This window comes from Pseudoalteromonas sp. S408 (assembly GCF_005886645.1).
Classification (GTDB): Bacteria; Pseudomonadota; Gammaproteobacteria; order Enterobacterales; family Alteromonadaceae; genus Pseudoalteromonas.
Window position 1 is genome coordinate 337,681 of record NZ_PNDY01000007.1, and the last position, 24,728, is coordinate 362,408.

The 24,728-nt window shown below is 38.5% G+C and carries 25 protein-coding genes; 5 read left to right on the top strand and 20 right to left on the bottom strand.

The features are described from left to right. Positions 1 to 9 precede the first annotated feature (9 nt). From CWB62_RS07960 to CWB62_RS08020, 13 genes are all read right to left on the bottom strand, one after another. Positions 10 to 513 carry a DUF2878 domain-containing protein gene (locus CWB62_RS07960; RefSeq protein ID WP_138528955.1) on the bottom strand — a complete coding sequence of 168 codons (504 nt, stop codon included), beginning with the start codon at positions 511 to 513 and terminating at the stop codon, positions 10 to 12. Then, positions 491 to 1,753, bottom strand: coding sequence for an SAM-dependent methyltransferase (locus CWB62_RS07965; RefSeq protein WP_058405146.1), 1,263 nt, complete (start codon positions 1,751 to 1,753; stop codon positions 491 to 493). Before CWB62_RS07965 ends, CWB62_RS07960 begins: the two co-directional genes overlap by 23 nt. A gap of 49 nt (positions 1,754 to 1,802) precedes the next feature. Further along, a complete protein-coding gene (locus CWB62_RS07970) occupies positions 1,803 to 2,531 on the bottom strand; it encodes a DUF1365 domain-containing protein (protein WP_138528957.1) in 729 nt (242 codons plus the stop codon). Continuing rightward, a complete protein-coding gene (locus CWB62_RS07975) occupies positions 2,524 to 3,780 on the bottom strand; it encodes an NAD(P)/FAD-dependent oxidoreductase (protein ID WP_138528960.1) in 1,257 nt (418 codons plus the stop codon). Before CWB62_RS07975 ends, CWB62_RS07970 begins: the two co-directional genes overlap by 8 nt. Further along, positions 3,777 to 4,487 (bottom strand): SDR family NAD(P)-dependent oxidoreductase, encoded by a 711-nt coding sequence (locus CWB62_RS07980; protein WP_138528962.1) that lies wholly within the window; start codon positions 4,485 to 4,487, stop codon positions 3,777 to 3,779. Before CWB62_RS07980 ends, CWB62_RS07975 begins: the two co-directional genes overlap by 4 nt. Before the next feature lie 2 nt (positions 4,488 to 4,489). Then, on the bottom strand, positions 4,490 to 4,918 hold the full coding sequence (locus CWB62_RS07985; protein ID WP_058405142.1) for a nuclear transport factor 2 family protein: 429 nt from the start codon (positions 4,916 to 4,918) through the stop codon (positions 4,490 to 4,492). Between the two features lies 1 nt (position 4,919). After that, the gene (gene phrB, locus CWB62_RS07990; protein ID WP_138528964.1) at positions 4,920 to 6,314 is read right to left on the bottom strand and encodes a deoxyribodipyrimidine photo-lyase; all 1,395 of its coding nucleotides are present in this window, start codon (positions 6,312 to 6,314) and stop codon (positions 4,920 to 4,922) included. Then, complete coding sequence (locus tag CWB62_RS07995; protein ID WP_138528966.1) at positions 6,314 to 7,267, bottom strand: YbgA family protein; 954 nt, start codon at positions 7,265 to 7,267, stop codon at positions 6,314 to 6,316. Before CWB62_RS07995 ends, phrB begins: the two co-directional genes overlap by 1 nt. Before the next feature lie 8 nt (positions 7,268 to 7,275). Then, a complete protein-coding gene (locus CWB62_RS08000) occupies positions 7,276 to 7,956 on the bottom strand; it encodes a ChrR family anti-sigma-E factor (protein ID WP_138528968.1) in 681 nt (226 codons plus the stop codon). After that, on the bottom strand, positions 7,949 to 8,572 hold the full coding sequence (locus CWB62_RS08005; RefSeq protein ID WP_138528970.1) for a sigma-70 family RNA polymerase sigma factor: 624 nt from the start codon (positions 8,570 to 8,572) through the stop codon (positions 7,949 to 7,951). The genes CWB62_RS08000 and CWB62_RS08005 overlap by 8 nt, the downstream gene beginning before the upstream one ends. A gap of 67 nt (positions 8,573 to 8,639) precedes the next feature. Continuing rightward, positions 8,640 to 9,218, bottom strand: a complete 579-nt coding sequence (locus CWB62_RS08010) for an LON peptidase substrate-binding domain-containing protein (RefSeq protein ID WP_171034603.1) — start codon at positions 9,216 to 9,218, stop codon at positions 8,640 to 8,642. A gap of 235 nt (positions 9,219 to 9,453) precedes the next feature. Further along, positions 9,454 to 9,726, bottom strand: a complete 273-nt coding sequence (locus CWB62_RS08015; protein WP_138528972.1) for a hypothetical protein — start codon at positions 9,724 to 9,726, stop codon at positions 9,454 to 9,456. A gap of 348 nt (positions 9,727 to 10,074) precedes the next feature. Beyond that, entirely contained in the window at positions 10,075 to 10,407 is a 333-nt protein-coding gene (locus CWB62_RS08020; protein ID WP_138528974.1) for a hypothetical protein, read from the bottom strand. 151 nt (positions 10,408 to 10,558) lie between these two features. Here CWB62_RS08020 and trhA point away from each other — a divergent pair, with 151 nt between their 5' ends. The 3 genes from trhA (at position 10,559) to CWB62_RS08035 (ending at position 12,648) form a co-directional block, all read left to right on the top strand. After that, entirely contained in the window at positions 10,559 to 11,188 is a 630-nt protein-coding gene (trhA, locus tag CWB62_RS08025; RefSeq protein WP_138528976.1) for a PAQR family membrane homeostasis protein TrhA, read from the top strand. Between the two features lie 255 nt (positions 11,189 to 11,443). Further along, the gene (locus CWB62_RS08030; RefSeq protein ID WP_138528978.1) at positions 11,444 to 11,728 is read left to right on the top strand and encodes a DUF6881 domain-containing protein; all 285 of its coding nucleotides are present in this window, start codon (positions 11,444 to 11,446) and stop codon (positions 11,726 to 11,728) included. Between the two features lie 113 nt (positions 11,729 to 11,841). Continuing rightward, positions 11,842 to 12,648: a hypothetical protein gene (locus tag CWB62_RS08035; protein WP_138528980.1), complete on the top strand. Its 807-nt coding sequence runs from the start codon at positions 11,842 to 11,844 to the stop codon at positions 12,646 to 12,648. Between the two features lie 148 nt (positions 12,649 to 12,796). Here CWB62_RS08035 and CWB62_RS08040 read toward each other — a convergent pair whose 3' ends face one another. Next, entirely contained in the window at positions 12,797 to 13,102 is a 306-nt protein-coding gene (locus tag CWB62_RS08040) for an MGMT family protein (RefSeq protein WP_138528982.1), read from the bottom strand. Then, the gene (locus tag CWB62_RS08045) at positions 13,092 to 13,994 is read right to left on the bottom strand and encodes a LysR family transcriptional regulator (RefSeq protein ID WP_058404170.1); all 903 of its coding nucleotides are present in this window, start codon (positions 13,992 to 13,994) and stop codon (positions 13,092 to 13,094) included. Before CWB62_RS08045 ends, CWB62_RS08040 begins: the two co-directional genes overlap by 11 nt. A gap of 122 nt (positions 13,995 to 14,116) precedes the next feature. On the opposite strand from CWB62_RS08045, the gene CWB62_RS08050 reads away from it, so the two are divergent. Continuing rightward, positions 14,117 to 15,199, top strand: coding sequence for an efflux RND transporter periplasmic adaptor subunit (locus CWB62_RS08050; RefSeq protein ID WP_138528984.1), 1,083 nt, complete (start codon positions 14,117 to 14,119; stop codon positions 15,197 to 15,199). A 2-nt stretch (positions 15,200 to 15,201) separates the two neighbouring features. Next, a complete protein-coding gene (locus CWB62_RS08055) occupies positions 15,202 to 18,279 on the top strand; it encodes an efflux RND transporter permease subunit (protein WP_138528986.1) in 3,078 nt (1,025 codons plus the stop codon). 92 nt (positions 18,280 to 18,371) lie between these two features. Here CWB62_RS08055 and rluF read toward each other — a convergent pair whose 3' ends face one another. The 5 genes from rluF to glgC form a co-directional block, all read right to left on the bottom strand. After that, entirely contained in the window at positions 18,372 to 19,337 is a 966-nt protein-coding gene (gene rluF / locus CWB62_RS08060; protein WP_138528988.1) for a 23S rRNA pseudouridine(2604) synthase RluF, read from the bottom strand. Positions 19,338 to 19,401: 64 nt separating this feature from the next. Beyond that, entirely contained in the window at positions 19,402 to 20,487 is a 1,086-nt protein-coding gene (locus tag CWB62_RS08065) for a DUF418 domain-containing protein (RefSeq protein ID WP_502704948.1), read from the bottom strand. A 15-nt stretch (positions 20,488 to 20,502) separates the two neighbouring features. Beyond that, entirely contained in the window at positions 20,503 to 21,717 is a 1,215-nt protein-coding gene (locus tag CWB62_RS08070) for an EAL and HDOD domain-containing protein (RefSeq protein ID WP_138529062.1), read from the bottom strand. 92 nt (positions 21,718 to 21,809) lie between these two features. Beyond that, positions 21,810 to 23,345 (bottom strand): glycogen synthase, encoded by a 1,536-nt coding sequence (locus CWB62_RS08075; protein WP_138528990.1) that lies wholly within the window; start codon positions 23,343 to 23,345, stop codon positions 21,810 to 21,812. A 71-nt stretch (positions 23,346 to 23,416) separates the two neighbouring features. Beyond that, positions 23,417 to 24,718: a glucose-1-phosphate adenylyltransferase gene (gene glgC, locus CWB62_RS08080; RefSeq protein ID WP_058552342.1), complete on the bottom strand. Its 1,302-nt coding sequence runs from the start codon at positions 24,716 to 24,718 to the stop codon at positions 23,417 to 23,419. Between the last annotated feature and the right edge of the window lie 10 nt (positions 24,719 to 24,728).

A 24,728-nucleotide genomic window follows, 5' to 3' on the forward strand; every position in this document is an offset into this window, starting at 1 on the left:
AAACCGGCCTCAAGTAGGAGGTATTATCGACTTTATTTTTTGATTTATAAGTACAATGAACGTAAAGGCTGCTGACCACATCGCACCGTAGGCTAACCAAAATTGCCAAAGGGGTAACCCTAAATCAATTACGTTAAATCGTGCCCCCGCCCAATAACTAGCAGGTGCAAAAACCAAACAAACAACAAAAACTTGCCAAAATTTTAAACGACTCAAAAAGTGCATCGATGTGTTTAATGATAGTAGTAGTGCGGCCCATAGAAAAACCAACCACAAAGGAAATGGATCGACCTTGAACGCAAGTAAGCCAAGCTCTACAGAAATATATTCGAGCAATAATGCAATTGGGAGTGCTTTCAGTAAGAGTAATGCGTCTTGTTTTTTTTGTTTTGATAAATAAAACATTAAAACAATAACAATCGCACTAAATAAAAGTGATTTCCCTTCAAGCAGTAATGATAAAAACCACACTGCTTGAAACAAAATAAAATTAATAAGCGAGTGCAATTTCATCTACACTGCTACTAAAGCGAGGTTTACGCGCCATTAAATGTACGGTACTGGTTGCACGGGTTCTAAATGCACCTTCACAGTACGCAAAATAAAATAACCATAGCCTATAAAAGCGGTCATCAAATTTTGAGCGGTCTAGGTCTGGCCAACTCTTGATAAAGCGCTCACGCCAATCAGCTAACGTTCTTGCGTAATGCGTTCCAATATCACTAACAGTATGAATAACCATATCGGTGTTGTTCTTAATTTGCTCACTCATTTCGTTTAATGAGGGTAAACACCCACCTGGGAAAATATACTGCTGGATAAAATCTGAATTTTTAAGGTAGTGCTTATAACGCTGATCGCTAATAGTGATTGCCTGTATCAACATTGCGCCATCGTCTTTTAGCAAGGACCCACACTGCGTAAAGAAGCTAGGTAGATATTCGTGGCCCACCGCCTCAATCATTTCAATTGATACTAACTTGTCGTATTTGCCTGTCAGCAACCGATAGTCGAGTTTAAGGAGCGTTATTTTATTTTCTAAGCCTAGCTCTTTAACTTTTTGAGCGACATAATCGTATTGCTCATCAGATATCGTTGTAGTCGTTACTTGGCAGTCATAATGCGTTGCCGCAAAAATGGCAAATGCCCCCCACCCTGTACCAATCTCTATTACTGAGTCACCGGCTTTCAATTCAACCTGTTCACAAATACGCTTTAGCTTGTGTTGCTGAGCATCTTCTAAACTGGCATCTTTTGAGGGATATACTGCACACGAATAAAGCATCTCCTTACTTAAAAACGACTCGTATAAATCGTTACCTAAATCATAATGAGCAACTATGTTTTTCTTGGATCCCGACTGAGAATTTTTGTTTTTTAAATGAGTCAGCCTGTTAGCAATATTACTGAAAAATGCAAACTTTCTTTCAAATTCATCCAGCTGCTTCTCATTTATGGCAAACAACTCAATTAGTCGGGTTAGATTGTCACAACTCCATTGACCTAAAATGTAAGATTCGCCTGCACCAACACTGCCAGACAACGCAAATGCCTTGTACATTGCTTTGTCGTGGATTGTTACCGTTACTTTTAAGTCAGATGATGCATCTCCAAAAACAAGCTGCAGATCTTCATCAATCACGGTGATTTGCCCTGTTTCTATTGAAGAAAAGGCTTTAAATACTAATTTTTTATAAAGCCCTGTAAACCAGCCTGTGTTTTGTTCGCAATTTAAGCTAGACACTTTTTCCATTAGAACACCTATGTTATTTTTATTACTGCTTATATGTAATTTGTGACTTTTAAGAATGGCCTAAAAAAGGCACTCTTTTTATAAATAGCTTTAACGCTTGGTAATAAATACCTTTAAATATTGTCCACGTCATTGCTGGGAAACGCTTTAACAACTGACTCATTTCTTTTTCAGTCAGTTCTTTGCGGGTTAATCGAAGAGTAGCATCAAATAGCAACTCACCATCCCGCTTATTTTCAATATGAATCAATGTTTTATCTTGCGTTAACCTGATTGTCCAATGATAGTTCATATCAAGATTCATAAAAGGTGATACGGAAAATACTTTTTTAAAGTTCACTTTTTTCTCTAGAGGTATCAAGTAGTAGTGTCGCTCATTCCATGGTGTATTACTAACCTCAGCGACTATGTACTTAAATTCACTGTCACTATTACCATAAAAAAAGAAGTTTACTGGGCTAAAGTAAATACCAAAGCAACGAAGCTGTCCAAGCATGTAAACATGGCTAAAAGTCTCTGTTACACCGAGCGATAATAACTGATGATTTGCACGTTCAATAATTGAAGCATCATTATTGTGGGGACTATTAACAAAATAGTCTGATTCATTAAACTTTAATGCTTTTGAACCAGACGTGCCTAACCATTTATGCTTATTATTCAATTGCTCTGGGTTATTGAGGTCAACCCACATCATATACAGTGGATTACTAAAATGATGAGTCTTAACAGCAAAACGGCGATGCTTAACATCGCCTAAATAAACAGCACTAGTCAAACTCAACCCCTAACTGCCTTGCCACATCTACACCGCTGCGCACACCATCTTCATGAAAGCCGTTGTACCAATAGGCACCACAAAAATAACTATTATTTTGGCCATCGATAGTTTGTTTAAGACCTTGCGCAGCAATGGATTCTTTGTTGAAAACAGGATGATGATAAGTGAATTCACGCAATATTTTGCTTTTATCTATCCCTTCAAGGTGGTTTAACGTAACACAAAACTGAGTGTCTGATTGAATACCTTGCAATATGTTCATTTGATAAGTAACAACAGCTGCTTTGTCGGTGTTATTGTTCAATAAATAGTTCCAACTAGCCCAAGCAGCTTTTCTGTCAGGTAGTAAATTTGTATCTGTGTGAAGCACTACTGAATTTTCAGTATAAGGAATTGCACCAAGTACAGATTTTTCTTGGCTTGTGGCATCACTAAGTAATTTTAGTGCTTGATCTGAGTGGCAAGCAAAAACCACCTTATCAAATATATGCTGCTCACCATTGGTAAGTTCAATGGTTACTTGGTCATTTGCACGAATTACCGATTTGATATCAGTGTTAAGCTTTATTTTATCAGCGAACCCTTTTATTAATGGGTTAATGTATTCGCGTGAACCGCCCGGCACAACATACCACTGAGGTCTATTTGTAATATCTAAAAGGCCATGATTAAAGAAAAATTTTACAAAAAACTCTACACCTACATTTTCCATTTCCTTAATACTAGTAGACCAAATAGCTGCGCCCATGGGTAGGATATAATGATACTTAAAAAAGTCATTAAACTGATTCTCATTAAGAAGCTGGCCCAATGTTTGAGATTGTTGGTATTCGCCTTTTTCGTGTATGGCTTTGCATAGTTTGTTAAATTTAACTATGTCAGATAACAAGCGCCAAAATTTAGGCCTAAAAATATTTCTTCTTTGTGCAAACAAACTGGTGAAGGTATGGCCATTGTACTCAAACCCTGTTGCCTCATTATGAACACTGAAACTCATTTGGGTTTCTTGCTTTTTTATGCCAATGCGAGCAAGTAGCTTTTCGAAGTAAGGGTAGGTTCTGTTATTAAAAACAATAAAGCCGGTATCCACTGCGTAATTAACGCCCTTAACAGCTACGTCAACTGTCGCAGTGTGCCCTCCAATATAATCGTTTTTTTCAAATAAAGTGACATCGTAGTGTTTGTGAAGCAAATGCCCACAGGTTAAACCTGATACACCAGTTCCAATTATTGCTATTTTTTTCAACGGGTTAATCCTTTTGCTATTTTAAGCCAAAGCGATAAAGGTAAAATCCGCAATGCTTTTAATATAAGCGTAAAACGATACGGAAAATGTACTTCTTTACGTCGCTTGTTTATTCCTTTGATCATATAATCAGCTGCTTCTTCAGCGGTCACTGCCATAGGCATAGGAAAATCATTTTTTTCGGTCAGAGGAGTTTTAACAAATCCAGGATGAACTAACGTTACATCTATATCGGTCAAATCAACGGCTAGGCTTTTAGCTAAATAACTCACGCCCGCTTTAGACGCACCATAAGCCTCAGAGCGTGGTAACGGTAAGTATGTAACGCTTGAACTAACAATAACTAACTGGCCGCCACTTTTAACTTTGGGGAGCAACGCCTCTAGGCAAAAGCCTACCGACAGTAAATTGGCATTAATTACTCGTTCAAACAGGGCACTGTCAAAGTTTTTCGCATCGTCTATGTATTCACAATTGCCTGCATTTAGAATAACGCGGTCAAAGTGCGGGTACCCAATCGTTGCTTCTTTAATATCTTTTAGGCTTGTTGCATCAAACTTACAACTTTCAATATTTTTATGTTTTGAAAGCTCCGCTAATTTTTCTGTATTACGGCCACATGCAATAACAGTGTCACCCATTTGTGCATATTTAATTGCTAATTGCTCGCCAATACCTGACGTTGCGCCTGTTATTAAGGTAACCATAATTAACCCGCCCTTTTATCAATGTAATTAACCACACTGCCTAATATAGGGATGTGTTTGTAGAGTAGTTCGCCGACATTGAAGTAATCACGGTGCTTAATAATTTTTTCATTATCAAAAATTAATTTGCTATGCCCCTGCACAGATATGGTTTTGCCAGAGGCCAGCTTGGGGTGTGAATAATGCATTGTCCAATAGACAAATGCATTGTTATTAATACCAAACGAATCTGTAATATCAAACTGACAGTGCTTAACGTTACTATATAAATTTGCAAAATAGTCTCGTAAACTTACTATGCCGTTAATTTCGTGCATTGGATCAATAAATTGAATGTTGTCGGCATAAATATCACTTAATAAATCCAAGTTAGAACTATTGAGTTGCTGGTAAATATCAACAAATTTATCTACTGGTAACTGGTTATCCATATCATACCTTAAATGCAGCGAGCGCACGTTCACGTGCAGCTTTGTGATCAACAATTGCTGGCCAATAACATTCACTTCCTTTGCCTGTTGCAGCTAAGTAAGTATGTGGGAAATGAATGTGTTTATCTGGCACATTTTCAAGCTCAGGCAAATACTTACGTATAAACTTACCTGTCGGATCAAATCGCTCACTTTGGGTAATAGGGTTAAAAATTCTAAAATACGGTTGCGCATCACAGCCTGTACTTGCAGCCCATTGCCAGCCACCATTATTTGAGGCTAAATCACCATCAATAAGGTGCTGCATAAAAAAGCGCTCACCCTCACGCCAGTCAATTAATAAGTGTTTGGTTAAAAAACTGGCTACTACCATTCGTAAACGGTTATGCATCCATCCAGTTTGCATTAGTTGTAACATGGCTGCATCTACTAATGGGTAACCCGTACGCCCTTCGGTCCATGCTTTAAACTCTTTTTCGTTTTTACGCCATACAACCGGATTATATTTCTCGTTAAAGTTTTCGCCACGCGAAAGCTTCGGGTACTCTGCAATAAGGTGCCTGTAAAACTCTCGCCAAATTAGCTCGTTAACCCACGTAAATGTTTTACTTTTTGATGTGGTGAGTATGTCGGGGTAACGTTGCTGTATATTGATCAATAGTTGTTTTGGGCTAACTATACCTAAAGCTAAATATGGGCTTAAACCTGATGTGCCTTTAACACTGGGGATGTCACGCTGGTCGTCATAGCTTGTTAACTTATCGCAAATAAAATTTTCAACAACGGTTAAAAGTGTTTCATCATCAACGGGCCATTTATCCGAGCTACCATCGCTTTCAAGGTACTGGCTTTTTTCAATTTTTATAGGATTTTGCTCTAGTGGCCATCGCGCCAAGCTAAAGTGGGTGTCTTGATATTGCTTTAACCATGCGCGTTTAAATGGTGTGAATACTTTATACATTTCATTACTTTGGTTTTTAACGCTACCAACAGGCGCAATTAAATCCCCTTCATATAACGTAAAAGTAATAGAACGTTTGTCACACTTTGCTAGAACGGCCTTGTCGCGATTAACTTCGTTTAATTCGTATTCTGTATTAGCAATAATGTGCTCAATGTTGTTAGTTTCACAAAACGAAAGTAATTCAGTTTCACAGTCGTCGAAACTAGGGGCATTAATAACATGAAGCGTTATACCATAATTGGCAAGTTGGTCTTGTAAATAAGCAACACGTCGCTTAAGCAAATCAATTTGTATGGGCGCTGCTTGGTGCTGTTGCCACTGCTTTTCGCAAACAAAAAAAATGGCGTGTTTAGCGCCATTATTTAGCGCTTCTATTAACGCTTCATTCGAAAAAAGGCGCAAATCGCGCCTAAACCAAAATAATGTATTCATTAAATACCAAACCGTAGTTTTAAGTCATGAGGATAGGGATTAAAAAACACCTGTTTTTCTAGGTACTCTTTAGGGTGAACTTTTAGGTGGTGTTTAAGTAAAGTAAGAGGTACATAAAGCGGCACTAAACCAGAGCGATACTCGTCTATTGCTTCACGCAGTTCTTGTTTTTCAACCTTAGCTAAGTCTTTTTTAAAGTAACCTTGTAAGTGCATTAATGTGTTACAATTATTACGGCGTGACGCAGGTTTTTTAAGCCCTGTCATTAAGCCTAAAATGTATTCATCAGCCAGCGTATTTATGTCGTCACCTGTATAAGTTCCAAGCAATTTACCAAGTTCTCGATACGCTTGATAGTTGTGAGCCATTAATAAATACTTATGCTTGGCATGAAATTGAGTTAGGTGGTGAACACTTAGTGGCTCTTTTACAAGCTGCTGCCAGCTATTTAAAACATATACGCGCATTACAAAGTTTTCACGTAAGTGCATATCGTTCAATCTGCCATTTTCCTCGCAAGGTAACAGCGGATTATGCTTTATAATTTGTTCGGCAAAAAAACCAACGCCTTCTGAGGTGTTACCTGTACCAGCCTCATTGTATATTTTTATACGCTCCATGCCGCAACTTGGACTTTTGGCGCAAAATACAAAACCACTCAACTCTTTAGCCTGCTCAGTCGCTACCTTTTTACCGTATTCAGTTAACTGCGGACCTACGTCGCCAGAGCCGTCAGGACGGCAAACTTTAATAGTGTCACCAACTCGAACTTGGCGAATTGTAGGTCGAGGTATTGGTAAGCCAACCGCAACCTCAGGACAAAAGCGTGTATATTCAACATGCTTTGCAAGTTCGTCCATACAAAAGTTTGACCTTTTGTGACCTGTATCAAACCTAACTTTTTCGCCTGCTAAGCAGGCGCTTATACCTATTTTTATTGTAGTTTTTTGCATGTAATCTCTTAGTAGATTAAATTACCAATTGGATTTAGTAACTTACTTAGCCCTTTATTAAAATGTAGCGCACTGCTCACAACTGTAAAGCATAAACACCCATCTTTTGTTATTGGCGTGTGTTGGTGGCTGCCATCTTGCCAAATAAAGTCACCTGGTACGTAGTGTCCGTCTTCATCACAAAACTCACCGTCTAGTAACAGGGTTATTTCAAAACCTGTATGAGTATGTTCAGGAATTTCACCGCCAGCGTCTATATGTAGCAAACTTGAGCGTAGCGCACCATCGTCTAGTGCAACGCGTGAGCGAGCTAATTTGCCAACTTGAGTAAATTTGCTGTGTGAAATACGCGACAATGCGCGAGGCAATTGGTAGTTATGCTCATTAACACTTACTTTAACAGGTTCTACCTCATACACTTCATCTATAGAATCATCAGCAGTGATTAGGTCAAGCACGTTCATATCAAACTCTTCAAGCAATTGAGATTGGATATTAATCGGTTGCTCAAAAGATCCGGTGTCTTCACTAAACAAAGCATCTGCATTGCTTGCTTCTATTTTTGCTACTTTTTCTTGGCAAACAGGACACATGTCTACATGTATCGAAACTGCAAGGCTCAAAGAGGCACTTAACGACGCTGAACAATACTCTGTAAGTAGTGTTTCACTCGGGTGATGTTTAATCATCCTGATCTCCCATTTCATTACGTAATTTCTGCAAGGCTAAACGTAATCGTGATTTTACCGTGCCTACTGGAATATTAAGTTGTTGAGCTAATTGCTCTTGCGACATATCTTGAAAATAAACCCCACGAACAACTTCGCGTTGAGCGATAGGCAATTTATCAAGGTAGCGTTTAATTTGTTTATCTTCTAAATGGTCAGTGTATTCATGATTTGTGTCTTCAGAATCGTTAATTAAAGGCCATATATCTTCGCTGATGTTTTCTTCTTTATTACTTTTCATTTTGCGGAGCATATCAAACGAGGCATTACGCATTACTGTGTAAACCCAAGTAGTCGCAGCACCTTTATCGCTATTGTATAAATGCGCTTTACGCCAAACTGACGTTAATGTTTCTTGCACAAGCTCCATCGCTTGTGCCTCAACACCAAACTGCTTTATTCCAAAGCGCTTAATTTTTGGTGAAAAATATTCAAATAAATAGGCAAATGCTTTTTTATCGCGGTCTTGTGCAACCGAAATTAATGCTTGCATAAGTTCAGAACTAGGCGTTTCTGGCATGGCAGTATACTTACCTGTATTAGGTTCACAACGAGTTGACTGTTGTTGACTTACCATAGTAATTAATCCCATTATTGTTTTGATATGAGTAATACGTACAATAAATTGTGTAGGATCACATTATTTAGGCAAATTCGTTATTAATCACAGTATGGAGGAAATTGAGTAAGTTATCAAAGTTAGTTTCGAACGCAAGTTGTTGTTTTTTCTCGATCGAAATAGGTAATAGCTCAAGCCAACGTGCGGCTATCCACGCTAGATTGTTAAAGTTAGTTGTTTTATAAAGTAGGTTTAATTCAGGGTTGCCATAAAACACATTGCGCAACGCATCATGTAGCAAAAAATGCTCCGCAACAGCAGTGTTTGTTTCGTTATACCAATAAGGCGTTTTGCAGTCAGATATTAAACCATGACGGAGTTCTTCTTCGTCTTGGTAAACATCGTTAATTTGAACGCTTTTAGACGCAAAAACATCAATAAGTAGCACGTCATTGTCGTCTTGGTCAAAATCGATTATGTCAACCAAACAGCCTTGGGCGCTTATATTAAAAGGTGTGTCGTGCTCAAACGTGCATAGTACAAAGCCAGTGCTATTTTTTAATGCGGTTTTAACCATATTTAAATAACGAGGCTCAAAAATACGCAAACGCGTGTAACCTTCAGGTAAAATAAAAATGGGTAATGGGAAAATCGCACGTTTCATAAAGTCTACTTCTATCAATAACACTGCCTTTATTTACGTGCGTTTTTACTAAGTCGATCAGCTTTAACTAAATCGAATTAATTGCAATATACTTAACTGGTTAAATATTAAGCCACCCGCCCATGCTCTTTAATGCTTGTACAGATACATACGCAGTTATAATACTCACTACAGGTGCTAACATAAGTGCAAATAATCCAAGTTCGGTACTCATCGTCTTATTCCTTTAAGTTGCTTATTTTGCGGTTTTTACTGCTGGATTCGTACTTTCAGCTACTTCATTACTGACTAAGTCAGCAGGCTCAATTAACGATTCAAGTGTTAGTTTTGTATCAAAATAAAGGGTATCTTTTATAGATTTTTCAAGCTCTATGGTGGTTTGCTTAATGTAGCTTGTCACACTGCTTGTTAAAATATCAGTTACATCTAGGTCAACTTCTGTCGCGTTTACTTGCGAAGAACCTAATACTAATAAACTAGCCATAGCGATTTTAATTGAATGTTTCATAATGGTATTCCTTGTTGGTGTATTGTTTAGACGTAGTTATATACTCAAGGGTTGTGCCAAGATGAAAATAAAGTTTAAATTATTGATATATATAATTATTTTACAATTTAGGTAATTTATAAAAATTCAGGAGAGGTTAATTTAACCACTTAAATTTATTTTTTAGCCACTTTTTAGTTAAAATAAATAGTGGGTATGCTCAGTTTTATAAATTCGCAAAAGCATTAAATTAAAATGGTCGGTCAATCACAAAGTCATTATTAAAAACACGCAACCATACATAATGGTTTTGAAATAATAAGATCAGTGAATATAAAGAGATTAATAGGCTTAGGCTTAGGCTTAGGCTTACTTTTTACCTAAACGATAGGCATCAACCATACTCAACACCCAAATCACAATCATAAGTGGTAAGTATTTGTATTCTGCAAGTTTTGCACATGCTTGTGACGGCTCTTTTGCGGCACCAAATATAGAGGTAAGAGTCATAGGTATTTTCCCTGCCACAATTTCATTGGCTGTGCATTGTGCAACGGCAAAAATATCCTTCATAGTTAAAATTAATAATACCGAAAACACACCAGCAAATATTGCACCTATTAAATGCTTTTTTAACGAAAAGTGCCCAGCCCCTGGATAAATAATGGCTGTTAGTAATGCGGCTTTTAAATTTGCTTTCATGGTTTTTAACTTGAGTTATGTTGAAAATAGGCCAACCCATAGTGAATTATTTTTGTTTAAAATCAAGAAAAAGGTTTAACTTGTACAGTGATTGAAAATTTCAGCGTACACTTGTACACTAAACGCTAATTAAATAGTGGTAGGAGCAGTAATGTCACTCGACGCCCCTTATTCTCGTAAAGAAGAACAGCTCAATGTTATAAGCCATGCTCTGGGTATTATTTTTGCCGTGTTTGTTATGTGGGATCTATTTAGTCAAGCTACAAATCCCAAAGCCTATATAAGTACTGCAATATACAGTAGTACCTTGTTTATACTCTTTTTATCATCAACCCTATACCACGCCAGCGTCCAACCACGTTTACGTGCCTTATATAAAAAGTGTGACCACTGCGCCATTTATTTACTTATTGCTGGCACCTACACTCCTTTTTTATTGCTCTCACTTTCAGGGGCTTGGTCATGGGGAACACTCACTTTTATATGGAGTGTTGCTATTGCGGGTGTTGCGTACAAAATACTTGTTAAAAATGGCAATAAAAAAATATCCCTTGCCACTTACCTACTCATGGGATGGTTTGCATTAGCCATTATTTACCCGCTGTATTCAAGCGTTAATATAAAAGCACTTTACTGGTTACTCGCTGGCGGCGTTTTTTATAGTGCCGGCACATTATTTTATAGCGCAAAAACCACTCAGTTTAGCCACGCCATTTGGCACTTATTCGTAATAGCAGGCTGTGTTTGCCATTACATTTCAATAAGTAACTATGTTTATTAATGGCAGCTTAGAGCTGTCGTGAACCGTTACTTTTCAATTTCGTCAAAGTATATTGCTTGCATAGTCAAGAAAACGACCTAATCGCTCGTTTTTGTCCTTAAGTAAAAACCAGAACTACTATATTTTGCTAGTGCTGGCAAATAGTTAAGAAGTTTGTTACAAATGAGTAATTCAGACAAACGAGCGGCGCGGTGGTAGAAGAACGCACGATTCGCTCGCTATAAACATGTTATATGCCTAGGGGAAATCGAGCACTTGAAATACATAGATGTAAATTGGAACCATGAATCGAGCGTATACCCTATAAGGCTGGTTTCAGAGATTAGTGCTGATAACTTCGAAACTAGGAAACTTGAGTTTTTCTCTGACGGCACTGCGGGCTTTGCTACAGGTAATCAAGGTTCGAAAACAATATTACTTGGAACTGATGTAGTCCCTAGTATCGAGGAAATAAACTCAGATCCTTTATTTGTCGCTAAGGTTATTACTCAGCGAGAGTTTGACAAACTTTGGGAAATACATGTTGTAAACGGCATATAACAAAGCAAATTAAAAGTGAGGACAAAAAACAGTTGGCTTTGTTCGTGCCTCACAAATTATAGCCAACTATTTTTAGCCGTTTATTTGCGGCGTTAGTTTCCTATCGAGGCCCCGTGAAAAAAGTTGCTCTTGTCATATCTATTTTAGCCTTTGTCATTATTTGCTTTCTTATAAAAGAACAAAGCAAACTTGATAAGTTGAGTGCCGGAAATGATAGCAGCAAAGTAGCTGCCAAACACCTGAACACTAAAGAGACTATTTCAATTGAAACTAGCTTTGAAGACAATGTTTTTGCAACCCCTGAAGAATACTTGTTTGAAGCAAAAGAAATACGTCGCTGTAACACAATACCCAAAACTCAAGATGAACTTGATGATTGGCTTAGTAAAGCAAATGGGGTAGATGAGCCCTACGAGTATATCGAAGATGTTTTATCTCGTTTTGAGCGCTGTTCACATTCTAACTTAATATCTGATGACTTTGTTGAGCAACTCGTAAAAGCAATTAAATTAGGATCTGATAACGCGGTGACCGAGTTATGGGCTATTTCGGATAAAGAATACTTTCAAAGTAAAGGGTTATTTGAATTAAGCCGAGAAGAAACAATAGAACATAGAATTAAATTTAATAAATTGAAATTCGAACTTTCTGAAAGTATTGCTTTAAATGGCGGAGAGCAGTCAATATTAAGGCTGGTTAAAGAGTATCAAAATTACGATCCAGACTCTGGGAATCCAAATTATCTAAGAGCCATAGCATATGCGAATTTTGGGTTGGAGATAGTAGAGGATAACGACATTTACGTGAAATTAGATTTCATCAAACGGCGTATAACTCAAAATATGGAATTTCAAGATATTGAACAGGCGCAAGTGCTTACTGAGCAATTCTTGAGTAAGTTTGGTGAAACTGGAAACTAACAAGTGACTAAGGTTATAAGTGTCCACAATTGGCACTCTTCAGTCATCCGAAAACATAAATTTTATAATGGCCGGCAAGATATTTCACTGTGTCAAATGGCACTTAATTTATCGGACCTACACTGCCAATTGGCTAACAATGGTAACTTTACTCCCACTTACACTCTCGCATCTTTACTTTGTCGTTTTTAAAAAGCACACCTTCTGATAATAACTTTTGGCGCTGTTCTTGGTATTTGTCACTGCCCACAGGAAACGATATTTTACCTTGGCTATTAACAACACGATGCCATGGAATAACCGAATCACTTGGCATTATTTTTAATAAACGCCCTACTAAACGTGAGTTTTGTGGGTAGCCCGCAAGAGTTGCAACTTGCCCGTAACTTGCTACTTTTCCAGCTGGGATGCCTGCTATAACAGTATAAATAAGGGTTTCTTTATCAATATCCATTTTTATTAGCGTAGACCTTACTCAGTTGTTTAAATTGGTCCCATACAGTGCGTGCCACTGGGCCATGATGAATGGCGTGTTGCCTAAACGCTCTTATTTGTGCGCTAAATTTATGCTCGCGGTCGGTAATAAGGATTTCTTGTAATAAATCTGCTTTTATTTCAGGCGCGCAATGCTCTAAGCTCATCATGGCCCAACCAGCTCCTGAGAGTAAAAACGATTTTAAGGTCGCCACATCGTCTATTTTCATCATTGCGGAGCCTTTGGAATACGAAAGCCTTTCGCTGTCTATACTTAAATCGCTTTCAAACATGGCTAAGCAGGGGTAGTTTTGTAGTTGAGTATAAGTGAGCTGTTTGGGTAAAACCCCTTTTGCGCTTACTATTCCAATATCGAGCTTGCCTATGGGCAAACTTTCTAAATCGCCAGTGGCATGAAATAAATCAAACCATGGGCCAATGCCTAGCTCTGCTTGTCCATTGTTTACTTGCTCTAACGACGCAAATCGTTTTCCACTGCTAATACAAAACTCGGTACTGGTAAACTGTTTAAAAGTATTACTTATGATCTGGTTGTAGCTTTGCTTATGACAAAGCTGCTCGTAACAAATTTTATATTGCGGTTCATTCCCTAATGAGAGCTCTTCTGCCAGTTTGGCAAGCTCGTCGTTCGCATGCAGCAGCTGTTGGGCTTCACGATGGAAGATACGCCCTTTTTCAGTCAGCTGTAATCTATACTTAGTTCTGTCTAAAAGCTCAAACCCTATTTGCGATTCTAGGTTTTTAATAGCCAATGTTAACGCAGGCTGCGTTTTATGAAGCCTTTGAGCAGCCCCGCTTAAGCTTGCGCTTTGTACTATGGCATCTAAAATTACTAATTGATTCAGCTTCATATTGTGCCCAAAAACATCATAAAAAAAACTTATTAAGTATGTAAGATTTAATGAATTTTATTTTATATGTTTGCAGCGTATTCTGCACTTAATTAATTTGCCAATATTGCAACGGAGAAGACATGAAACTCTTTCGTCTATGTTTATTAACAACGACCTTACTTAGCTTAATAGCGTGTTCTGAGCCAGAACAACAAGTTAAAGAAGAGCCTATCCGCCCTGTTAAGCTTTTCACTATAGGCCACGACTCACAAATTAATATTCGTAGTTTTCCAGCTGAAGTGGTTGCAAACCAGGGCTCATACCTTGCATTTAGAGTAAACGGAGAACTTATAGAGTTTCCGGTTCTTGCCGGTGAACACGTTGAAAAAGGTGATTTATTAGCAAAATTAGACCCTGAAGATTTTCAACTGCAGTTTGATGAACGAAAGGCACGTTATGAGTTGGCAAAGTCGCAATTGAGCAGAATAGAACAGCTATTTGAGAAAAAAATCACCAGCCAATCTGAGTTAGACCAAGCTTTAGCTAATATGCAAATTGCTGAATCGGCCTTTAAAATCGCTGAAACCAACCTCGAATACAGCGAGTTGCGTGCGCCATTTGCCGGTACCGTTGCAAAGGTATTTGTAAAAAACTTTGAAAACATTCAGGCAAAGCAAAATATTTTGCGCCTAGAAACTCGCGATTTAATGGATGTAGAAATTCAAGTGCCTGAAAAAATAGTGGCACGTTTTAAAAAAGGCACTGATTACCATCCAACGGTTAAATTTGATGGCTTTGAAGATAAAGAATACACCCTCGACATTAAAGAATGGGACACCCAAGCCGATCCTGCAACACTGACCTATAAAGTTGTATTTTCGCTACCCGTCCCTGATGACTTTAACTTACTAGCCGGTATGACTGGCCGTGTGTTAATTGATTTAAGTAAAGTAACTCGCTCGCAGGTTGCTTATACCATATTGCCTATTGAGTCGGTTTTTTCTGATCCTCAAAAAGCGATTAACAATAATGCCTATGTTTGGCTTTATGATGAAAATACCGGCCAAGTTCATAAGCAAGCTGTTGAAGTTGGCCAATTACACCATGATGGCATAGAAGTACTTAGCGGTATTAAAGAGGGCCAAATTGTGGTGTCTGCGGGTGTGCATTCAATAGAAGAAGGCATGAAAGTTCGCCCATGGAATAAAGAGCGAGGCTTATAATTATGAGCTTTGCACAACTTTCCATAGAAAAAAAAGTAATTAGTTGGATGTTTGCACTGCTGCTTTTAATTGGCGGAAGTGTATCTTATTTTGATTTAGGCCAACTAGAGGACCCTGAGTTTACTTTAAAGCAAGCTATGGTTATTACCATGTACCCAGGTGCTTCGCCGCAACAGGTTGAAGAAGAAGTTACGTTTCCTTTAGAAAATGCAATTCAACAATTACCGTATGTTGATCATGTCACGTCTATTTCGTCAAATGGCAAATCTCAAATAGCCGTAGAAATGAAGAGCACCTACCGAAAAGAGCAACTTCGTCAAATTTGGGATGAAATGCGTCGTAAAATTAATGACCTTTCGCCATCACTACCTAGTGGTGTTTATCCAAGCACCATTTTAGATGACTTTGGCGATGTATATGGTGTTTTATATTCTGTTGTGGGTGACGGCTACTCTTACGATGAACTAAAAGACTATACCGACTATTTAAAACGTGAATTGGTATTAGTAAAAGGGGTAAGCAAAGTAACCATTGCCGGTGAGCAACAGCCACAAGTAATGGTAGAAATATCTACCCGTAAATTAGCCCAACTTGGTATAGCCCCTAGCCATATATTTGCTTTATTACAGTCACAAAACACGGTATCTAACGCAGGTAAAATTAGAGTGGGCGACGAATCAATTCGTTTTCACCCTACCGGCGAATTTAAAGATGTTAAAGAGCTTGAAACCCTGCTGATTTCTAAACCAGGTGCCAGCGAGCTTATTTACTTAGGTGATGTTGCCGAGGTATTTAGGGAATACGCTGAAGTACCTACTAATGTTATTAGATACAATTCTGAACAAGCACTATTAATTGGTGTGTCGTTTATGAATGGCGTTAATGTAGTTGATGTGGGTAAACGTATTGATGCTCATTTAGCAGAGCTTGAGTACCAGCGCCCCCATGGTATTGACGTTAATGCTGTTTATAACCAACCAAAAGAAGTAGAAACCTCCGTTGACGGCTTCATTGTAAGCTTGCTAGAGGCTATTGCAATCGTCATTGTTGTTTTGCTTATTTTTATGGGTCTTAAAAGTGGCATTTTAATTGGTGGTATTTTATTACTAACTGTTTTAGGCACCTTTATTTTTATGAAGCTGTTTGCCATAGATTTACAACGTATATCACTAGGTGCACTGATCATTGCGCTTGGTATGTTAGTAGATAACGCTATTGTGGTGACCGAAGGCATATTAATTAACTTAAAACGGGGTCAAACTAAACTTAAAGCCGCTGTTAATATTGTAGAGCAGACCAAGTGGCCATTATTGGGTGCGACCATCATAGGCATTACTGCGTTTGCGCCAATTGGTTTGAGTTCTGACGCAACGGGTGAGTTTGCCGGCAGCTTATTTTGGGTGTTATTCATATCGTTGTTACTCAGCTGGATAACCGCTATTACCTTAACGCCATTTTTTGCAAACCTTATGTTTTCAGAAAATGAGTTTAAAAAAGATAAAAATACCGGAGACGATTCAGATAACGACCCATACCAAGGATTTATTTTTACAGGCTATAAAACACTCTTAGATTTAGCAATGCATTACCGTAAATCAACTATGATCCTCATGGTTGTATTACTTTGCAGTGCAGTAGTGGGGTTTGGCTCGGTTAAGCAGTCGTTTTTCCCGGCCTCTAACACACCTATGTTTTACGTAGATTACTGGCAACAACAAGGTTCAGATATACGCGCAACAATAGACGGTATTAAAAAGCTTGAACACTATTTGCAAAAAGAAGAACTTGTAGAAGAAGTAACAAGCACGACAGGCCAAGGTGCGCCGCGCTTTATGCTAACTTATGCGCCTCAAAAGTCTTATTCGTCTTATGGACAACTTATCATAAGAGTAAAAGACCGCGAAGCTGTTGCAGTCGTCATGCAAAAAGTACGAGATTATTCACAAAACTCAGCGTTATCAGCCGAGCTAAAGATAAAACCAATGGAAATTGGTCCTTCAACTGATGCAAAAATAGAAGCTCGTTTTACCGGCCCAGATCCTGTTATTCTGAGAAAACTCGCTGCAGAGGCTGAAAAACTAATGTCGCAAGACGACGGCGCGTTTAATATCCGAAACGATTGGCGTGCACGTACTAAAATGATTCGCCCACAGTTTAACGAGCAAAAAGCGCGACGTTTAGGGATCAGTAAATCAGACCTGGATGATGTGCTGCTTACAAGCCTTTCGGGTAAACAAGTCGGTGTATATCGTGATGGAACCCAGCTTTTACCTATTATTGCTCGCTCACCTGCGAATGAGCGCCTAAATGTAGACAGCGTTCATGATTTACAAATATACAGCCCTGTTTTAGGTGTATTTGTGCCGGTAACACAAGTAGTTGATGAGTTTATAGTTGAATGGGAAGATAGCCTAATAATGCGTCGCGATAGAAAGCGAACGATTACGATAATGGCCGATCAAAATGTATTAGGCGACGAAACAGCCGCTAAATTATTTGCCCGAGTACGAGGCCCCATTGAATCTATAGAGCTACCTCATGGCTACTCTTTAGAATGGGGCGGCGAATATGAATCATCTAGTAAGGCTCAAAAAGCAATATTCGGTTCTTTACCGCTGGGCTATTTAGCTATGTTTGCTATAACTGTTTTACTTTTTAATTCTTTAAAACAGCCTCTTGTAATTTGGGCTACGGTACCATTAGCAATTATTGGTGTAAGTGCCGGTTTATTAGCTATGAACGCACCGTTTAGTTTTATGGGCCTACTTGGGTTATTAAGCTTAAGCGGCATGCTTATTAAAAATGGTATAGTGTTAGTCGATCAAATAAACCTTGAGCTTCGCGATGGTAAATCGCCATATCAAGCAGTGTTCGAATCTGGCGTAAGCCGTGTGCGCCCTGTCGCAATGGCAGCAATAACCACTATTTTAGGTATGATCCCATTACTGTTTGATGTGTTTTTTCAATCAATGGCGGTCACTATCATGTTTGGTTTAGGCTTTGCCACTATACTGACATTAATAGTAGTGCCTGTTTTATATACTATGATTTTTAGAATTGAATACGAACCAAGTAAATAACGACATATTAAGTGTTTATCTAAATAAAAATGCCACAGCGTAAACTGTGGCATTTTTTATAACTTAAACAAATATAATGGTAATTGTTTAGCTTATTTTTTTAAACTTAGCTTTGTTCGTGCGCCTGCTTTATTGCTAGATGCACTATTTGCTTTTACCGTTTTTGGTTTACCGACATAGGTTGTAGAGCGCTTTTGGTAAGATGCTTTAGCGCGATTATTTTTTTGCTCGCCCCCTGGCTCTTTTTGTTTATTACGGCGCGGGTTTTCACCCTGAAAGTCACGCTTGGGCGACACCCCAATGTTTTTATCCACAACCTTATTAGTATCTAAAGAATGCTCTTGAGTTTTTCCTGAGTCTGCAATCGAGTCGTTAATTTGCGCCATTTCAACATCTGATAAATGACGCCACTGCCCTACTTTTAAGCCTTTTAACGTTACATTCATTATGCGAGTGCGCTTTAAAGTAACCACCTCGTAACCTAAATACTCACACATTCTACGAATTTGGCGATTTAATCCCTGGGTTAAAATAATCTTAAATTCTTTAGGGGCAGTTTGTGTAACCTTACACTTTTTGGTCACAGTATCTAAAATAGGAATGCCGTTGACCATTTTAGATACAAATTGGCGATTAAGTGGTTTGTCTACGGTGACTACATATTCTTTTTCGTGGTTATTACCCGCACGCAAAATTTTGTTAACAATATCGCCTTCGTTGGTTAAAAAAATTAATCCTTCAGAGGGTCTATCTAATCGCCCAATTGGAAATATACGATCGGGATAATTAACCGCTTTAACAATATTGCTTTGTATTTTTCGCTCGGTTGTACACGTTATACCCACTGGTTTATTGTAAGCAATATAAACGCGTTTAGGTGGCGTTTTTAATGGTTTTCCATCGACCAATACGACATCGGTTGCTGCAACCTTTACGCCCATTTCTGGCGAATTACCATTAACTGACACACGACCTTGCTCAATATATTTATCGGCTTCACGGCGTGAACAAAAACCTGTTTCACTAATAAATTTATTTAAACGTTTTAATTCGGTCATATCACTTAATGGTATTAATTTTTTAGGGTCGCTAGTGTATACCCAAACCACCTAAAAATGCGAGTTATGCCGCCGATTTAATGTCGGTTAATTTACGCCAAAGCACTTCAAGCGGCCCTTGTTTAAAATAACAACTGTAAAATAACGTAAATAATAACTGTGCAGCAACTAAGCTAGCGGCAACTAACCAGTAATCTATTCTGTTAAAGCTAAGTATCCACTCTGGAAATAACACTCTATAAATAAGCAATTGCATAACGGTTTGGCTGATATATAGTGTGAATGCCATGCGACCCGCCTGCTGTATTAGTTTGCCAAACTGTGAGCTATTGCCACAAAACTTAACAATTACATGAATATAAAGCCCGGCCATAAACAGGGCGGCGAACATGTTAGAAATTTCTTGTAAACTAAAACCCAAGCCACCAGTAAGCGTTGATGTGATTAATCTTATAGCACAAGAAATAAGTACACCTACTGTACATATCCACAACTGCTGAGTTGATAAACCTTTGCTAAAAACCCCCTCTTTATACGCGTAAATACCTATTAGCATAATGCCAACGCACATCCACATAGTCATTAGCGGTACTGTTATTAGCATAAGAATATTTATATAAAGATTTTCATTAAAATAATCACTGTAATGGGGGCTAAATAACTCGATAAACTTGGCAGAATCACGATAAGCCTGATCGTCAGGAATACTCAACAACACTAAAAATGTAACTACTGCTGAGAGAGCCGTAAACTCAAGCCCTCTTTGCAATAGCTTGGGGTTGTCGGTGTCTAAATATTTAATAATAAACCAGCCAGATACACCATAAACAAACAAAATATCACCAGCCCAAAGTAAAAAGCCGTGTATGAGGCCAAAAATTATTAGCCAATATAATCTGCTCTTTATTTGAACTGATGACTTATAGCGCTGCCATTGAATATATAAACCTGCGCCAAAAAGTAGACTAAACAGCGTTCTAAATCGGCCTTCTATAAACAGTATATTCATATATTGAATGAGGGTGTCGCTTACAGGGGGGGTGGTTAATGGCACATAACCAAATTCCATAAAACCAAAAGCATAGCCATTCATAAACACTAAGCCAAGCACGGCAATGCCGCGAATAAAGTCCATATTATAATTTCGCATTAGCGCTATTTTCCGTTAAATATTATTTTTATAGCTGTCGGCCCAGTCAACCGACATTTGGTAAAGCTCTGGTAGTATATCACTTTGTATATTTAAAAATATAACTGCTTGTTCGAGTGCCCACCAGCTGCCGGTTTCGTATGCTTTAACAACTTTTAAAATGTAATACAGTGTGTTTTTTTCTTCAAGCAGGGCTGCTTTTATATCATCTTGAAAAGGTAACTTTTCGACAAGCAAGCTCATTGGTTGATCTAAAATAGCATCAAGGAGTGAAAATAATCCGGTTAAAAAAGCCTCTCCTGACTGATGCTTGGCCACTTTTTTAGCAATCAATTCACAAAAACGGGCACGCACCACGCACACTTGCATTAGCTCTGCAGGCTTTTTACCGGCAGTGTGAGCTGTCACGATTAAACTAACAAACTTTTTTAAACGCTCCTGTCCTAAATAAACAAGCGCTTGCTTTAACGACGCAATTTTACTTTGTATTGGAAACACACCGCTATTAATTAAACGCAGTAATTTATAAGCTAGTGCTGCATCAAGTTCAAACAATTGTGCTATTGCCGTTAGATCTGGATTAGGTTTCATTATCTCAGCGTAAATAGCTACAACTAACCCGTAGTTATAATCAATGTCGTTATGCTTCATCATGGTGGGTTTTGCAAAAAAATAACCTTGAAAGTAATCAAAGCCCATACCAGCGGCAACTTCATATTCTTGTTGTGTTTCTATTTTTTCGGCCAGCAACTTAATTTGTTTGTGATCTTTAAGCTTTTTTATAATAGGGTGAATATCATCTAATGGGGTTATGGTTATATCAAATTTTATGAGTTTAACGAGCTTTAAAAAACGATCCCATTGCGGTTTATAAACAAAATCGTCAAGGGCGAGATTAAAATTACTATGAAATAACTCTCGGCATAACTCGTAATTTGTATCGGTGGGCTCTATGCTCTCAAGCAGCTCTATTACAACGTCTTGGCATGGTAAAAAGGCACATAGGTCAAGCTCTAAAGATTCTGGCCCAATGTTGATAAGTGCTTTTTTACCTGAGGTGATATGGCGTGTACCCAAATTAAGCTGATTTTCCATAATAAGCCGCGCAGTTGCCTGTCCCTCGGCTATATCTGGAAAAAAGTTTTTAGGGCTGTCCCTAAAAAGCAGCTCATACGCAACTACTTTTTGACGCCGATTGAAAATTGCTTGCCTTGCAACAAATATAGACACTTTACCTACTTTATTTAAATCCATTAATACCAAGTTATTAATAGCGTAAATAATCTAAAATGTCACTTCGCTTAAGTTAAATCACATAAACTTTATCGGTACAAGGTTGAAATGTAATCACTTGCAACCTGCAACCACGAAAAGCGTACTGCTTTTGCATTAGATTTTATTTGCTGCCATTTTTTTGGATATTGTTTATAAAATGCTAGCGTTTCAGCTAGGCATACGTGCAAACTATGTGTTTGCTCAAGTAATGTTGCGCCGTTAAAACTAAACCCATTTTCGTTGTGTTTTACTGTATCTTTTAATCCGCCAACGCTATGCACCAAACAAGGTTGACCTGCACGCATTGCCAGCATTTGGCTAATTCCACACGGTTCAAACGAACTAGGCATTAAAAATAAATCACCTAATTGATACATTAAGTCGCCTACTTTTTGTGCATAACCTTTTAAAAATAATAAGTTTTCGTTACGCGTCATAGCTTTTGTGAACACGGCTTCTAACACTTTATCGCCAGAGCCTAATATAATTAAACGCCCACCGTACTCATTAATACTATTACATACTGCGTCTATAGCAAGTTCACCATTTAAAGACTGGCACAATAGCAATACTTTTTGCTCTGTAAGTCTACCTACGCTAGTTACTAGTGGGCCGTTATGTGGGGTTGCTTTAAACTGTTTCAATCGTTGGTGTGCAATGTAGTGACCGCTTTCAAGCTGTTCGCTATTACCCATCCAACTAAACAAACTTTTTTCAGCCTCGCTGTACAGCTCATTAATATCTGCCTTTATTACTTCAGGCCCAGGGTATTCACAGCCATTCAAAATGCCGACGACTTTCCCTAGATTAGCTGCATTTTGAAGATCGTGCTCAAGCCCTTCACCACCAAAAAAGCCATCGTTATAATTACTTGGCTTAAGTACTTCTTGGCTATAGGTAGGCGACACTAAATGAATTTTATCTGCTAAATTAATAGCGCTTCGCATTGGGTTAAAACAATTTGTGTACCTTGGATCACACAAGTGTTGGCCGTTATAACTTAGTGATGGAAACCAAGCCTCTAAGCTCGACTCATCGTGCTTAAAAGGTCTTATTCCTTGTAGTGCTAAATTGTGTACTGTATAGGCTAAATGTATATCAATTAGTGGGCTGTAACGCGGTTCAAACTTTAAGAGAACAGCAACACATGCACTATGCCAATCATGCAAATGCAACGTATTAGGGTGTTTTAGTAACCCTTGCAATAATGCTTCGCAAACCGCGGCATTAAATAGCGCAAATTTTGTTGCATCGGTTGCAAATGGCCTGCCCGGTGCATCATTACAATAAACACTACCCGATTCACTAAACATTGGGTGACTTATCACAATTTGGGTTATGTTATTTTTTGTTTGATCCACTTTAAACAAGGTCAATACATGAGATTGAGCATTAAAGGCTACCGTTACTTCACCTATGTAATGCCTATTTAATGGCTCAAATCCATAATCTGGGATCACCACATCTACCGATACGCCTTGCTTTGCAAGAGCTTTAGGTGCATCACGAACTACATCTGCTACACCACCTACTTTAGCGCCAGGTAACGCATCGTTTTCTGCACCCACCATTAATACATGCATTAATTTACTGCTTCCTTTGTTTTAATAAGCTCGCCCGCTTCAGGGCAAGCTTGTTTTTACCTAACTCTGTATTAAGCTAGTTTCTTATTTTCTTGTGTTTGACGTTCTAATTTTTTAGCAAGTTCACTAAGCATTTCTCGCGTAACAAGTACAATGCCTTTTTTTGATACCCTAAAGCCATTCTCTTCATCTGTTTTGCGATCAAAGCCTATTTCAAGCCCTGCTGGTATTTCACAACTTCTGTCTATTATTGCACGTTTAATTTTACAACCGCGGTTAATAATAGCACCCGGTAAAATAACCGATTGCTCAATTTCACAAAATGAGCGCACATGCACGTTAGAAAACAACAATGATTTTCTTACTGCCGAACCCGAAATAATACACCCACCAGATACGGTAGAATCAAGGGCCATTCCTCGTCTGTCGTCATCATCAAATATAAATTTAGCGGGAGGTAATTGCTCTTGGTATGTCCAAATTGGCCACGCTGGGTCGTATAGGTCAAGTTGAGGCTCTGGCATAACGAGCTCCATATTAGCCTCCCAAAATGAGTCGAGTGTTCCTACATCGCGCCAATAAGGTTGACCTTCCTGTTGAGGGTCTCTAAATGGGAATGCAAAAACGTTATGCTCTTCAATAATTGCAGGGATTATATCATGCCCAAAATCGCGGCCTGAGCCTTCATTTTCTGCATCTTTCTTAAGTTGCTCAAATAAGAACTCAGTATTAAATATGTAGTTACCCATGGATGCTAAACATGTACCCGGCTTGCCTGGCACTGAGCTAGGCATAGCTGGCTTTTCATCAAAACGGCAAACACGGCTTTCTTCATCTACTGTCATTACACCAAAGGTATCTGCAGCTTCTTCAACGGGTACTTCAATACAACACACGGTCATATCGGCCCCTTTTTGAACATGCTCAGCAAGCAATGCACCGTAATCCATACGATAAACGTGGTCGCCTGATAAAATCATTACATATTTAGGCAACTCATGACGAATAATATCCATATTTTGAAAAACAGCATCGGCGGTACCGCAATACCATTCATCACCATGGCGTTGTGATGCAGGTAATATTTCAACCGATTCACCCAATTCCTTTTTAAAGTGTCCCCAAGCTCGATTTACGTGGCGAATAAGTGAGTGAGATTTATATTGTGTTGCTATACCCACACGCCTAACACCCGAGTTAATACAGTTAGACAAAGGAAAATCAATAATTCTGTGTTTACCACCAAAGTATACGGCTGGCTTTGCACGCCAATCGGTTAATTCGTGCAGGCGAGAACCACGACCACCAGCAAGTATTAACGCATACGTTTCTCTAGTTAGGCTACTTATGTAGCGATTTGCATAATTAGGCATACTTTTCTCT